The sequence below is a fragment of the Bacteroidales bacterium genome (genome assembly GCA_012519055.1).
Lineage (GTDB): Bacteria > Bacteroidota > Bacteroidia > Bacteroidales > Salinivirgaceae > JAAYQU01.
Genome location: JAAYQU010000045.1, coordinates 164,118 through 178,231 on the forward strand (window position 1 = coordinate 164,118; position 14,114 = coordinate 178,231).

Sequence of the window (14,114 nt, forward strand, 5' to 3'; positions counted from 1 at the left end):
CAAATATCGCATACAAATATGATTGATGTACAAAAAATACTTCACAACGAAGTTGAAAAGGTTTTGATTGAACTATACAACTGTAACGATTCTAAACTCATTCAAATTCAGCCAACTAGAAAAGAGTTTAAAGGCAACTATACGCTTGTTGTTTTTCCGCTGTTAAAGTATTCAAAACAAAAGCCCGAAGAGACAGGAGAGGCAATTGCCCAGCTTATGATGAAAAAAACAAAAACTGTCGCCGAATACAACGTTGTGAAAGGTTTTTTAAATTTAACATTGAGTGTGGATTTTTGGAGCAATATTCTAAAAAATATTGAGAGCAATGTCGATTATGGGTTGAATTTCAATACTAAACCGACAAACCATATTATGGTTGAGTTTTCGTCTCCAAATACTAATAAACCATTGCATTTAGGTCACATACGAAATAATCTTTTAGGTTTTAGCGTATCCCGTATTTTGGCGGCAAATGGCAATAGAGTTACACGTGTTAATCTTGTGAATGACAGGGGAATACATATATGCAAATCGATGCTTGCATGGCAAAAGTTTGGCAATGGTGATACTCCGCAAAATACTGGTATAAAAGGAGATAGATTTGTGGGCGATTATTATGTTTTATTTGAAAATCATTACAAATCGCAGATTGCCGAGCTTATGGCGCAAGGAAAAACGGAAGATGAAGCTAAAAACGAGGCTCCAATTATAGAGGAAGCACGCCAAATGCTCCGCGATTGGGAGAATCGTAAAAAAGAGGTATTGGATTTGTGGAAAACCATGAATGGTTGGGTTTACGATGGTTTCGATGTTACTTACAAACGTTTGGGAATAGAGTTTGAAAAGACCTATTTCGAGTCAGAAACCTATAAATTAGGAAAAGAGGTTGTTCTTAAAAACTTAGAATCAGGTCTGTTACAACAAGATAACGATGGTTCTGTCTGGATAGATTTAACAGCAGATGGATTAGACCGAAAGCTACTGTTACGTAGTGATGGTACTTCTGTTTATATGACCCAAGATATTGGAACCGCTATTCAACGATTCTCTGAATATGACTTAAACAAACATATATATGTTGTAGGTAATGAGCAAAATTACCATTTTCAGGTGCTATCGTTGGTATTGTCCAAAATGGGATATAGCTGGGCAAATCAGTTGCAACATCTATCGTATGGAATGGTTGAGCTACCGTCAGGTAAAATGAAATCGCGTGAAGGTACCGTTGTTGATGCTGACGATCTTTTAGATGAAATGCTAAGTACAGCACGAGAAATGGCTCAGGAGTCTGGAAAATTAGAGGGTTTGAACGAACAGGAAATTGCCGATATCAACAGAATAGTCTCACTCGGCGCACTTAAATATTTTATTCTTAAGGTTGACCCCAAAAAGAATATGCTATTCAACCCAGAAGAGTCGATAGACTTTAATGGCGACACAGGACCTTTTATTCAATATGCCCACGCAAGAATAAAATCGATATTAAGAAAAGCCAAAGAGGTAGGAGCGAAACCTGAATTAACAAACTACCAATTTAATGAAAAAGAGGTACGTTTGATACAGTTACTCGATTCATTTGGTGGCGTGGTAAGCGAAGCTGCTGAACAGTTAAGCCCTGCACTAGTAGCAAACTATATGTTTGAGTTGGCTCGCGAGTTTAACCAATATTATCATGAATATCAGATAATCAAAGAAGCTGATAAGAATTGTCGAAACTCACGTCTCTTTTTGATTAAAACAGTTGCTCAGATATTGAAAAACGCTGCTTGGCTATTGGGAATGGAAATGCCCGAAAAAATGTAAAAAGGCTAGGAGCAAGTTACAAGGGAAAAGGTACAAGTTTATGAAGTGGCAACACTTTTACCTTGTACCTTTTCCTTTAATTGTTAATTGCTTACTTCGACTGCGCTCAGTACAAGCATTGCTAATTGTTCATTGAAGAAGTTACTTGTGCATCAAGGCTTCCCTTACTCAGATGAATTTTGATATTATCGTTAACGTTTGCCTGCTCACTATCGGTAATTCGTTTGCCATCTTTGGAGACAATGGCATATCCAAGGCTCAGTATAGTTTGTGGGTTTATTGCTGTTAGCTTCTGTTCGGCAATATCTAACTGTTGTTGCAGGTTTTTAATATTCGCCTTTGCCGTATCTTTTAACTTCTGTTCGAAATAGAGTGTAAGAGTGTTTTGTTGAGCGCAAAAGGTTTTAAACGAATACTTTAGCCTGTTTCCCATATCGTTAAGAGCAACTTGCTGTCTGTGTGAAAAGTTTTGAGCCACTTTTGAAACCCTTTTGTCTAGCTCCAAAAGTTGCTCTCGGTTAGCTGCCTGATAGTAATATGCACCGTTTTTAATTGAGTTTTCTAAATTGGTAAGCCTTTGATTTTCAATATTAAAAAGTGAGTTTACACTGTTTCTTAATCTCAATTGCAAATCGTTTAATTCACTACTTGCTTCAAGGTTTAAATCAACAATAAAATCAGCGACAGCAGTGGGGGTTTTTAAGCCCTGATTTGCAACAAAATCGGCAACCGAATTGTCTCGCTCGTGTCCAATTCCCGTAAAAACAGGTATTGGCAGTTGAGTAATAAGATATGCAAGTTCAAAATCGTCGAATACGGCAAGCTCGGCTTTTGAGCCACCACCGCGAATAATAACTAACACATCGTATTGGGTTTCAGAGTCAAAAACGGCATGTATTGCATTTTGTATTGATTTAACCGCTTGAGCTCCTTGCATATAGGCTTCAAATAGATTAACATTGAACACAAAACCGTAAGGATTATTTTCGATATGGTCTACAAAATCGCCGTATCCGGCAGCCGTAGGCGATGATATTACAGCAATGTTTTTGATGATTTTCGGCAATGGGAGCGACTTATTCATATCATGAATTCCCATTTCAATTAAGCGATTGATTATAAGTTGCTTTTGCTGCTCTAAATCGCCTAAAGTATATTTTGGATCAATATCATTAACCTCAACACTTAAACCGTATAAGCTGTGATACGAAACTCGCACCATTACTAAAACTTGCAATCCAACTTGAATCTCTGAACCTGTAACAGAGCTAAAATAAGATTGCAGTAGCGGAAAACGATTGGCATAAATTATTCCGCGTTGTCGTGCGATTATCTGCCCCCGGCTGTGCTCAACCAACTCTAAGTAGCAGTGACCATTTGCATTAACGCTCATCTCGCTAATTTCGGCAACAACAGGTACCGAAAAAGGGAACACTTCTATAATTGCATTGCGAATTTTTTCTGAAAGTTCCGATAATGTGATAGGTGCCGAGCCGTTAGCCATTTCCGAGTGTTTTGATTTCGATGTTTATTGAACAGGGTTGTGGCGGATATTGTGTATCAAATGTCTTGCCTCGATACAGAAAATACTTGATTTGTAATCATGTAAAAGTCTGGTAAATAGTTCAATAGCCTTATTGCTGTCATTCAAGTGTTCCGAATATAGTTTTCCTAACTGAAATAGCGAAAAATCGCTATTTGTTTCATAACTGTAGAATGTTACTGCTCTTTCGTATGCTTCGGCAGCTTCGGCGTATCGTGCGTTTTCTTGCAAGATTTTACCTTTCAGGTTAAGAGCTTCGACCGAAAGAAACGAGTGTCCTGTTGCAACAACTGAATCTACTAATATTAAGGCATTTTGCACGTCATGTTGTGCGTGTTTCAAAAGCGCTGTGGCGAAAAGTTTTAGTGGCTGTTGGGTTGAATCTGTCTCCGACCACCCTTCGTAAAGCACTATCGACATCTCTATTGCATCATTCGATGTAAGCTTTGTGGTAGATGCTTTTATCACATCTATTTGCGATTTTGCCCACTCGAAATCGTGTAGATAGAATGCCATTTTAACTTTTCTGAATTTAGCCTCGTAGCCAATTGGGTTATCTTTGTTATCCCGCTCTATCTTGGCATAGATAAGAGTAGCGTCCCATATCTTGTTCTGATAAAGCATTATATCGGCTTTAAGAATTTCGATATTTGCAATATCGATATTTGTTAAACCTCTGATGTTTTCTGCCTTTTCAATCGTTTGTAGTGCTTCTGTATAGGTGTCTGAATATAAGCTCGACAACTCGATAAAGTTCAAAATCGTAGGTAAAAAATCGCGTTGATAACCAAATTTAGCTATAGCATTTCTGTAAAGTTCTATTGTGTTGTTAATGGTTTCTATATCAGTATCTAATCCTGTTTTTATTCTTGCATATAAAACATACAACTTCTCTCTGTATGCATCTTCATAAAATGGTGAAAATTCGCCATACGCCAAAACATCATTATAGGCTTTTACGGCTGTTTCATAATCTTTTGCCTCTGTAGCTTGTTTCGCTAATGTTATTAATCTGCTTCCATTTTCCCGATTACGCAAATCGAGCGCACGTGCCTGAATATATGCTCCGGAATAATTATTTTGCTGAATATATATCCAAATCAACATCTCATTAAAAACGTCATGATTGGGATACTGCTGAATTTTTAATAGTAGTTTTTGTTCTACTATATCGGTAAGAGATTTATCTGTATCGGTATAAATAGCTGAATTTAAACGATTTTGCACCATTTGCAGAAATCCGTCACTTCTTGCCAAAAGCTCTAAATAAATATCTACCATTTCACCATATCTGCGCATATAGTAGTAAAGCATAGCCAGTTCTTGCTCAAACGTTTCGTTTTTGAGTTTTTTAGATGCTTCAAAATAAGTTCTTTCTGCCCATTCAAATTCTCTGTTGTTAATAAAACTGCTTGCGACTGATACAACGCTGTTTCTATTATTCAGTGAGCTTGAAATAGCCTCGCGATAATATTTTTCAGACTCTTTTGCTTTGCCCATTAGCTTGTATATCTGTCCAATATCAACTTTTATCGATGGATTATTGCCCACTTTTCGCGAATAATACTTTATAGCTTTTTCGGTTTCGTCAAATTTCTTTTGTTCTACAAGGGAATTTAGGTAATACCGCAAATATGTACTGTTGGTATTTTTTTCCAATAAAGTTTCCAAAACCGATTCAGCTTTGTCAAACTCTCTGTTATTGTAGTATTCAAGAGCCAGACGAAACTCCTGCTGTCCGTAAACTTTGTTAAATGACAACAGAATTATCGTTAATAGCGAAAAACGAACTATTTTCTTTAAAAGACACATTTTATTGTTTGATTATTTCGGAAAAGATGCCTCAATAATTGAATCAGCCTTTGTTTCAATACTTCGATAATAGTTTCCTATGTTCTTTATTCCAAGCACTTTATCAATATCTGATTGCATTAAGTTAAAGCTTTCTAGCTCGTGGTCAATGTAAAAATTGATACTGTCATTTGGTATTACACCGTGTTCGATATCTGAGCGTAACTTCTCCATCTGTTTTTTGCAAAAGAATAGTGCAGGTGCTGTTTTCTCAGCCAGATGAACTAAATCAACAAGACCATGTACATAATCGGCATAACTGGACAGAACACTTTTGTCATCTTCTGAAAGAGCTTCGTTATTTCCAAATTCAACCTGTATTTGTTTGGCTTGATTGTTTAATTTGTTCATATATGCATAGTTTAAACTATCAATTGGCAAAATTCTATACTCTTCTATAACGCTGTCGATATAAGATATTTGCTTGTCAATCAACACAATTGCCTCTTTCTCTTGCTTTGATTTGCAACTTGTTAGTGATAACAAACAGATGATTGTTATATATGTAAATTGTTTCATAGTTCTGAAAATGATATAATTAACTTTTAGCGTATTCTGTCAATTGAACGTACCAAATCTTCATCTTTTCTGATAGCTTTGTTTGCTAGATAGATAAATAGTATTGACAGCAACGGAATTATTGCTCCAAATGATGGTTTTAAATTATCGATTGATAGACTTAGTATTACAAAAATCACTGCCCAAATCACCCAGTACGCAATGGCTAACTTTCCTATTTTAATCTGCTTAACTCTATTTTTGAACATAAAAATTTGTACAAATGGTAAGATAAGGCATGGATAAAAAATCAGATGCAGATACCATTTTGCTGAGCCTTTTATACCTGTAACAAATAGGTCTAAACCACTTGCATTAATAGCCGACGCTACCGGAATAAAAAATAATATTACACCGCAAATTACTGCAGCTAATAGAAATAGTGTTTGAATACGTTGAATCATGTTTATAAGTTTATTAAAAAGTTATGCAAAGATGTTAAAAATATACGAATATTTCTGCAGAGAGAAAGTAGATTCAATTTTGAACTTAATAATCGATATTTTTTTTAACTTTACATACTAGGCAAACTTTTAACTGAACTAACTATGAAAACGATCAAAAAACTTATTTTCCCCTTATTAATTGTGGGTGCTTTTCTACTTATAACAATCAGTTGCAAGAAAGGTAGTGTAGACGATGATGTAAACGATAACGGTACATTTCTGCCAGAGGGTAGCTTTGTTGATACCCGCGATAGTAATATTTATAAATACGTAAATATTGGCGAGCAAGTTTGGATGGCAGAAAACCTGCGTTACTTGCCAAGAGTGGCTGGTTCTGGTATGGGTTTGGAAACAACACCGTATATTTATGTTTATGGATATAATGGAAATAGTGTTGAAGAAGCCAAAGCGACAGCAAATTACCAAACCTACGGTGTTTTGTATAACTGGCTAGCTGCTATGAACAAAGAAACAAGTAGTGAAACTAATCCCAGCGGAGTACAAGGAGTGTGTCCCGAGGGTTGGCATTTACCAAGTAATGCAGAGTGGGAGCAACTAATTGACTTTTTAGGCGGAGAGGAAATAGCCGGAGGTAAACTTAAAGAGGCAGATACAACCCACTGGATAAGTCCAAACGAGGGGGCAACCAACGAAACAGGGTTTACTGCTCTCCCTGGTGGCTATCGCGGATATTGCGGGATGTTTAAAGGTATTCACAATATGGGTTTCTGGTGGAGTGCTACGGCTCAGAGCTCTACAAATGCATGGACTTTTAGTTTGCTTTACGATTATGGGAAAATTTACAGTAATTACTACACCAAGGAGGATGGTTTTTCTGTCCGATGTGTGAAGGATTGATATACAAGGTAAAAGCAATTGTTTTATAGGGGCGACCATAAGTGTTGCCCCTAATTATTTTAATTAATTGGTCAAATCATATTTAATAAGAAATAATAAAAAAGGAGACATTTTTCTAACATGTGATGCGTTATGGCATATGTCAGATGTAATTTTGAATTTTAAAACGGGATAGCCGAAACCCGAAAAGAGTAGGCAAAACTAAAATTACTTTCTGACATGGAAATAAAAATAACAGTCTTAAACACAAGTACTTTGACGAACGAAATTACTATTAAAGATTATGTCATAACTGATGTGGAATGGGAAGATATCGATATGGATATATCTCCCTTAGAGAGTGAAGAGGCTCGGGCAACAAATGAATATTTTAATGCTTTCAGCTTTTTGTATTATGGGTTTCAAGAACTTTTAAATTTGCCTGAAAGTTCTGATTTTGAAGATAATATTGAGGATATTTTTCCATTTTACACAGCAAGTGACCAAAATAAACGAAAAAGAGGCTATATTTATAACTTGAAAGAAAAAGATGGGTTTAAAACAAGAATTATTCTTTTTGCACCCAAGAATTATTTGCCATTGATATTGTGATATGGGCATATTGGACTTACTTTTTGCTCACAGTAACATTTTAGAACAATAAGTATTCCGACACTTGATATTAGTTTTTTTAAAAGAATTAGTGAAAGATTTAAAGATTAAACTTTTAAAATATATAAACAATGAAGCAGAAACAAAAAATTTGGATGTTTGGCGTAATTGCGTTTACGCTGGTATTTATAGCATCGTCGGTTATATTTAAAATCTTTGATTTTGAGGGTTTACCATCGCAATTCTTTGGTGCGTTGATAGGAGTTGTAATAACCGCAATAATAACGGTATTTCTTTTACAAGGACAAACAGCTAATGAAGAAGAAAGAGATAAAAGTGTCAAGGTTTTTGAGAAAAAACAAGAAGTTTACCACACATTTCTTGAGGAATTAAAAAAGATAATTCAAGATGGTGAGATTACAATTGTTAGCAAAGGGAAAGATTCGAAACTTGACAAATCTGTTGACGAGCTAAAAGACCTGATTTTTCAATTAGGCTATTTGCAAATGCACACTTCTGAAAAAACAATAACTGCTGTTTTAGAAGGTGTAGCAAAGATTATTCAATTGATGAATGATTTCGACTCAACACAAGAAGCTGATAAACAAAAAGCGTTGCCAAACTATTACTCCTCTCTATCAGAAGAATTGTTTAATATTGTTGCCACTCTGAAGGCTGACCTTTATAAAGAAAAATGCCAACCAATAAACAAAGACCAAATGAATGCAATTCTAAAAGAGTGTGATTTGTTTGTCGAAACAAAGGGTTTTAATAAGTACGAAACTCAAAAGTTTTTTTGGGATGCTCTGCAAAATCAACTACAAGAGAGAGGTTATCAAATAAAATATAAAGACTTTACTCATGACATAAATGAGTATTACGCCAGAGCTAGAAATCGTCATAGATACTATAAGTTGAACTTTAATATTTATAGTTCAGAAACCAGAAGTATTAATTTCACGGTTGAAATTGATAATCGTTTCTATTTTGGTTTTCACAGAGGAGAATACAAAAAAAATGATGAGTTAATAAAAGAATGTGTTGATGCAACCAAGGCATTTACCAGTAACGATTGGTGGTACGGGTATCGACATCCAAGTGAAAAATATGATTTGGATTTTTGGAATTTGAAATCAAAAGGGTTTGAAGAGATAAAAAATCCGAGGAAACGAGATGCCTTTATTGAAGGACTGGTAAATGAGATGGAGATTTATATTAAGAAGTTTGTAGCTATCGCAAAAGAAAAAAACTTATAATGAAATCTTTTGTCGCCATAGATTTTGAAACAGCAAATCAATATCGCAGTAGCGTTTGCAGTGTTGGGTTGGTATTTGTCGAGAATTTAAAAATTGTTGACACTTTTTACGAACTTATCCGCCCTACACCAAACTTCTATTGCAGTTGGGCAACAAAAATTCATGGTATAACTTACTATGACACAATAAACTCATTAGAGTTTCCTGATGTTTGGGCAAAGATTCGTGAAATGATTAAAGATTTTCCGCTTGTTGCTCATAATAGTGCTTTTGATGAGAGTTGTTTAAAAGCTGTTTTGGATAGTTATGGAATTGAACATCATCACAATACATTTTATTGCACTTGTCGAGAATCGAGAAGATTATTTCCAGATTTGCCCAATCATCAATTGCATACGGTTTCAGAGTTTTTGGGTTTCCATCTTGACGATCATCACAATGCTTTGGCTGATGCCGAGGCTTGTGCTCATATTGCTATTAATGTTTTTAGATAATGCATTAGCTGTATTGAGTTTTATATTTGTGAGCGTTATAGTATTAATTTCGTATATCATACGTTAGTGCCAAGTTTAAGACAAAATCCTAAATTAATAATTAAAAACAAAAAGACTATGAATTTGAAAACCAATGCTTATAATGAGTTATTTGATCAAATAAATGAATTGACATGGTATCCTTGGATAGGTTCCAATTATAATGAAAACAGACTTCTGATTGTCGGTGAAAGCCATTATGCTCAGGATGAAGATGGAAATATTGATTTAGAGTGTTATAATGCTTTCCTAAAAGATAAAAACTTGACAATAGGTATTGTGGAACTACTTATGAAAGGCTCAAGTTGGAAATTTTTTCAAAACACATACCATGCTCTCCTTAGAACTGAAAATATAAACAGAGAAGCCTTTTGGTCTAATGTTGCTTTTTATAATTTTATTCAACGACCAATGAAAACTACAAAGGATAGACCATTGAAAGCTGATTATTCTCGTGGTTGGGATGTTTTTTATGAAGTGTCGAAAGTTATAAAGCCTTCTCATTGTATTTTTCTAGGGTCAGGAAGTGCCCAATATCTATATCCAGTAATGAAAGAGAAAAAGGATATAATATTTGCTGATACAAAATGTACTATAGAACAGTGGCATAAACAGATAGGAATATATTGGGGTAAAATCGCACACCTTGAATATGAAGAAGTCAATACAGATATAACTTTTATCAAACATCCAAGTAAGTTTTTCAAAAAGGATGATTGGAATGACTATTTAATGGAAAGAATAGGCGGTATTTTGGAAAACTTAAAAAGTAAAACTAAGGCAAAATAAGTTCCTTAAATGATGGTCGTTGAACATTTTTGAATCTATTTAATATGGCAGAAGAATGAAAGCCAGGCACTAACAAACGCAATAGCAAATGCGGGTTTGCGTGAAAGTTGAAACATTTGAAGTCTTTATACACATTTGTGTTAGCAAACAGTTGAGCAACAATTTATTTACACACTTGTTGTAGTGCAAGTTGTTGTGTTTCACATATTTCATGATGTATATGCTTTAGCCCTCTCATTCATCACTAACCCTCGTACGTTTTAATGATATCGCATTAAGCGAATTTATCGGCAAATTTGTAACCCTTTTATTTACAACTCTTACCACAACATCGTAAAATAGCGGTACTACAGCGGCTTCGCTCATTACAATACTGTCGGCTTTTGGAATCAGGTGTTCAAACTGTTCGTTTGTAGATATTTGCAGATATAGTGAGTCATACAGCGGAGAGATAAATTTTGTATAGTTAGGACCTGCCGGTGTTAAGTTTTTTGAGTAAAAGAGCGACAGGTAGTTTTCGGCGTGGGGGTAGTCTGCAATCCACGAGGCTCTGAAAAACGGTAAATCCCCGTTAGCAACTTTTTGTCTGAATGCAGCTCCGGTTGCGGTTTCAATTACTATTTTAACTCCTATCTGTTTTGCTTGATGTTGGAAAAACTCTGCAATATCCAAATAATCGGGTGTGGTGGTTAATGTTATGGGTTTCAGCTCCTTGCTTGTGCCATAACCTGCGTTTTTTAAAATATTTATTGCTTTTTCTTGATTAAACTCATATCCTTTTGGCTGCTTGCTTCCATCGGGATACAGTATTGGAGGAGTTAATGAAACGTTGGCAGGTATTGCAAGGTTATTTCTTAAAAACACAACCATTCGCTCTCGGTCGAAAGCGTAGTTAAGTGCCTCTCTTACTTCCTTTTCCACGTAGCCCGGTTTTGTGGAATCTAAATTAAACCCAAGATATTCAGTGTTTAGATAAGGGTATGTTTGCAGGTAAAATTTATCGTGGTGCTTTTGGCGCAGTTGTCCATCGCGTGTTAAAAGCTCGTCTTTGTTGGTTGCGTTAATGCCACTTATAAAGTCAATTTTTCCGAGCAGAAACTCCATAAACTCAGACTGTTTGTCGGCAATAAACGAAATATGTATTGCATCTAAGTATGGCAGTTGATTGCCTAAAGAGTCGCATTCAAAATATATTGGGTTGCGTTTTAAAATTAGCTTGTTGTTTAAATCCCATAGTGCAAAAGAGAAAGGACCTGTACCAATAGGGTTTTGACCAAATTTATCTCCCAGAAAGTCAATGGCTTCCTTTGGAACAACCATACAGTAAGGCATTGCCAACATTGCAACAAACGGAACGAATGGCTTTGTTAGTTTAATTTGCAATACACTGTCGTTTAGTGCATAGAAGCCGTTAAATCCGAAATTCTTGTCGGTGTTTGCAAAAATCCATGCTCCCGGGCTACTTGTTGCGGGGTCGATAATTCGGTTAAAACTATAAACGAAATCTTGTGCAGTTACCTTTCTTGTTTTCTTTTCCCCAAATAGTTCGTGTTCGTGGAAATAGACATCGGTACGCAAATAGAACGTATGTATCAGTTTATCGTCACTTGATTTCCAATGTGTTGCTATATCTGGCTGCACATGCAATTGGTTATCCAATTGTACAAGTCCGTTAAAAATATTCGATGTGGGCCAAATTATAGTCTGGTTTCTGGCAAATGCAGGGTCTAAAGTCGGTATCCCTTTCGATTCGTTGTATCTGAATATCTTATAGTCGCTTGTACTACTGTTTTTGCACGAGTACGCCAACAGAAAAATCGCAAACAACGCGATTATTGTTTGCGATTTAAGGCTCACTGTTTTATTTTTTCTATTTTCTAACAACATAACCCGAACTTGCTTGCGCTGTGGGCATTATTAAAATATCATTTATACATACATGTGCCGGACGTGAAAGGACGAACCATATTGTATCAGCGATATCCTCGGCTGTCAGGGGAGTTAGCCCTTTATAAACATTTTTAGCACGTTCCTCATCTCCCTTATACCTTACTAGTGAGAATTCGGTCTCAACCATGCCAGGACAAACGCTTGTAACTTTTACCCCATGTTGTAGCATATCAATGCGCATTCCTTTGGTAATAGCTTCAACAGCATGTTTTGTTGCGCAATAAACGCCACCCTTTTCGTAGGTCTCTTTGCCAGCGATAGAGCCAATATTTATTACGTGTCCGGTTTTACGCTCAGCCATTACTGGAAGCACTAAGCGGCTGATATTTAAAAGACCTTTAATGTTGGTATCAATCATTTGGTTCCAGTCTTCAAGACTACCCTCATGGATGTAATCCAAGCCAGCTGCAAGACCTGCGTTATTTATCAAATAATCAATTGTCTGCCATTTTTTATCGAGGCTGTTCCACGCTTTTTCAGTCTCTTCGTAGCTTCGAATATCGAATGAAAGAGTCTTTACAACAATCTTATGATTTTTCTCAAGAGAGCTTTTTAGTTTTTGAAGTTTTTCGTCTCTGCGACCTGTAATTATAAGGTTTATTCCTTGCTCTGCCAATATTTGTGCGGTTGCTTCTCCAATACCTGCTGTAGCACCTGTTACTAGAGCTATTTTATTTTGTGTCATAATTATATAAATTTAAAATTTACCCAAAGTTAGTTATTTTGTATCGCATTGCAATTTTTTTAAGTAGTATCGGGACTATACAACCTCTACATATAAAATATTCCGGGGAATAGTTTTTCTAAAGCTATTGCCAAGTTAGACATAAATAGACGTACTGCAATAGCTAACAAGATAACACCAAATATTTTACGTAAAATCATTACGCCCGTTGGTCCTAAAAGCTTTTCGATTTTTTTGGTAAGTTTAAGAACAATGTACACACACACCATGTTTAATACCACTGCTATAGATAAGTTTAATGTAGAGTATTCTGCTTTGAGCGATAGTAAGGTGGTTATTGTACCAGCACCAGCCACTAGTGGAAATGCTATGGGGACAATAGATGCTCCTGTAAGACTTTGGTGTTTAAATATTTCAACACCCAAAATCATCTCCATTGCTAAGATAAATAGAACAAAACTACCAGCAATTGCAAAAGATGCGATATCAACTCCAAAAACGCCCAATAGAGGTTCGCCAAGAAATAAGAAGGCTGCTAAAATTATAAGTGAAACAATAGACACCTTCTCAGCCTCAATAACATTACCTCTTGCTTTTAAATCTAAAATTATTGGTATTGAGCCGGTTATGTCAATTACTGCAAATAATACCATAAAAGATGACAAAATTTCTACAATGCTAAAGTTCATAAAATTGATGTTTTATTGTTACGGTTATATTCTCTTTGTGAGTGCGAAAATATATAAATATTGTCGATTTTGGTGTATGAATCCTTCAATTGTTAATCGCTCTTACCTTTCTTAGGAGGGACAGGATCGTAACCGTGTGTGCCCCATGGGTTACACCTTAAAATTCGTTTAAATCCTAGCCAAAATCCTTTAAAAGGACCGTGTGTTTTAATAGCTTCAATAGCATAGGAACTACATGTTGGTGTATGTCTGCAGCTATTTGGAAGCCATGGGGAAAATAAATATCTGTAAAGTTGGATAGGTAAAATTAGTAACCAACCTATTGATTTTGAGATAAATCTAAGAAATGACATTTTTAGGAACAGTATTCGGCAAATATAATGTTTTTAACTATTGTTATACTAATTGTAATTTGATAAAAGACCGTTTTTAAACAACGCTATCAAAAAAATAATATACCAAAAAGAAGATAAATTATCTATAATTTTAGTCAAACAATAGTTAATTTATACGTAAAAAATTAGAAATATATCTGATATTTCTTTGACAATAGCTCTGAAAG

Annotated in this window: 14 protein-coding genes; 6 read left to right on the top strand and 8 right to left on the bottom strand. The window is 35.4% G+C overall.

All coding sequences use genetic code 11. From position 1 onward, the window contains the following. The first annotated feature begins 21 nt into the window (after window positions 1-21). Entirely contained in the window at window positions 22-1,803 is a 1,782-nt protein-coding gene (locus GX311_08840) for an arginine--tRNA ligase (protein ID NLK16487.1), read from the top strand. Between the two features lie 121 nt (window positions 1,804-1,924). Here the strand turns inward: GX311_08840 and GX311_08845 are convergent, their stop codons facing one another. The 4 genes from GX311_08845 to GX311_08860 are packed head-to-tail and all read right to left on the bottom strand — an operon-like array spanning window position 1,925 to window position 6,159. Further along, the gene (locus GX311_08845; GenBank protein NLK16488.1) at window positions 1,925-3,307 is read right to left on the bottom strand and encodes an exodeoxyribonuclease VII large subunit; all 1,383 of its coding nucleotides are present in this window, start codon (window positions 3,305-3,307) and stop codon (window positions 1,925-1,927) included. A 24-nt stretch (window positions 3,308-3,331) separates the two neighbouring features. Beyond that, complete coding sequence (locus GX311_08850) at window positions 3,332-5,158, bottom strand: tetratricopeptide repeat protein (protein NLK16489.1); 1,827 nt, start codon at window positions 5,156-5,158, stop codon at window positions 3,332-3,334. Window positions 5,159-5,170: 12 nt separating this feature from the next. After that, window positions 5,171-5,683, bottom strand: a complete 513-nt coding sequence (locus GX311_08855; protein NLK16490.1) for a hypothetical protein — start codon at window positions 5,681-5,683, stop codon at window positions 5,171-5,173. 59 nt (window positions 5,684-5,742) lie between these two features. Continuing rightward, complete coding sequence (locus GX311_08860; protein NLK16491.1) at window positions 5,743-6,159, bottom strand: DUF4293 domain-containing protein; 417 nt, start codon at window positions 6,157-6,159, stop codon at window positions 5,743-5,745. 144 nt (window positions 6,160-6,303) lie between these two features. Between GX311_08860 and GX311_08865 the strand changes: the two genes are divergently transcribed. From GX311_08865 to GX311_08885, 5 genes are all read left to right on the top strand, one after another. Further along, window positions 6,304-7,059: a hypothetical protein gene (locus GX311_08865; GenBank protein NLK16492.1), complete on the top strand. Its 756-nt coding sequence runs from the start codon at window positions 6,304-6,306 to the stop codon at window positions 7,057-7,059. A 219-nt stretch (window positions 7,060-7,278) separates the two neighbouring features. Continuing rightward, window positions 7,279-7,650, top strand: a complete 372-nt coding sequence (locus tag GX311_08870) for a hypothetical protein (GenBank protein NLK16493.1) — start codon at window positions 7,279-7,281, stop codon at window positions 7,648-7,650. Window positions 7,651-7,781: 131 nt separating this feature from the next. Continuing rightward, window positions 7,782-8,906, top strand: coding sequence for a hypothetical protein (locus GX311_08875; protein ID NLK16494.1), 1,125 nt, complete (start codon window positions 7,782-7,784; stop codon window positions 8,904-8,906). Continuing rightward, on the top strand, window positions 8,906-9,400 hold the full coding sequence (locus GX311_08880; GenBank protein ID NLK16495.1) for a 3'-5' exonuclease: 495 nt from the start codon (window positions 8,906-8,908) through the stop codon (window positions 9,398-9,400). Before GX311_08875 ends, GX311_08880 begins: the two co-directional genes overlap by 1 nt. A gap of 117 nt (window positions 9,401-9,517) precedes the next feature. Further along, the gene (locus GX311_08885; GenBank protein ID NLK16496.1) at window positions 9,518-10,228 is read left to right on the top strand and encodes a hypothetical protein; all 711 of its coding nucleotides are present in this window, start codon (window positions 9,518-9,520) and stop codon (window positions 10,226-10,228) included. 234 nt (window positions 10,229-10,462) lie between these two features. Here the strand turns inward: GX311_08885 and GX311_08890 are convergent, their stop codons facing one another. The 4 genes from GX311_08890 to yidD all read right to left on the bottom strand — a co-directional run bounded on the left by GX311_08890 (window position 10,463) and on the right by yidD (window position 13,905). Next, a complete protein-coding gene (locus tag GX311_08890) occupies window positions 10,463-12,085 on the bottom strand; it encodes an ABC transporter substrate-binding protein (GenBank protein NLK16497.1) in 1,623 nt (540 codons plus the stop codon). Window positions 12,086-12,098: 13 nt separating this feature from the next. After that, on the bottom strand, window positions 12,099-12,863 hold the full coding sequence (locus GX311_08895; GenBank protein NLK16498.1) for an SDR family oxidoreductase: 765 nt from the start codon (window positions 12,861-12,863) through the stop codon (window positions 12,099-12,101). 86 nt (window positions 12,864-12,949) lie between these two features. After that, window positions 12,950-13,552 carry a MarC family protein gene (locus GX311_08900; protein NLK16499.1) on the bottom strand — a complete coding sequence of 201 codons (603 nt, stop codon included), beginning with the start codon at window positions 13,550-13,552 and terminating at the stop codon, window positions 12,950-12,952. 92 nt (window positions 13,553-13,644) lie between these two features. Beyond that, complete coding sequence (gene yidD / locus GX311_08905) at window positions 13,645-13,905, bottom strand: membrane protein insertion efficiency factor YidD (protein ID NLK16500.1); 261 nt, start codon at window positions 13,903-13,905, stop codon at window positions 13,645-13,647. Window positions 13,906-14,114: the final 209 nt, after the last annotated feature.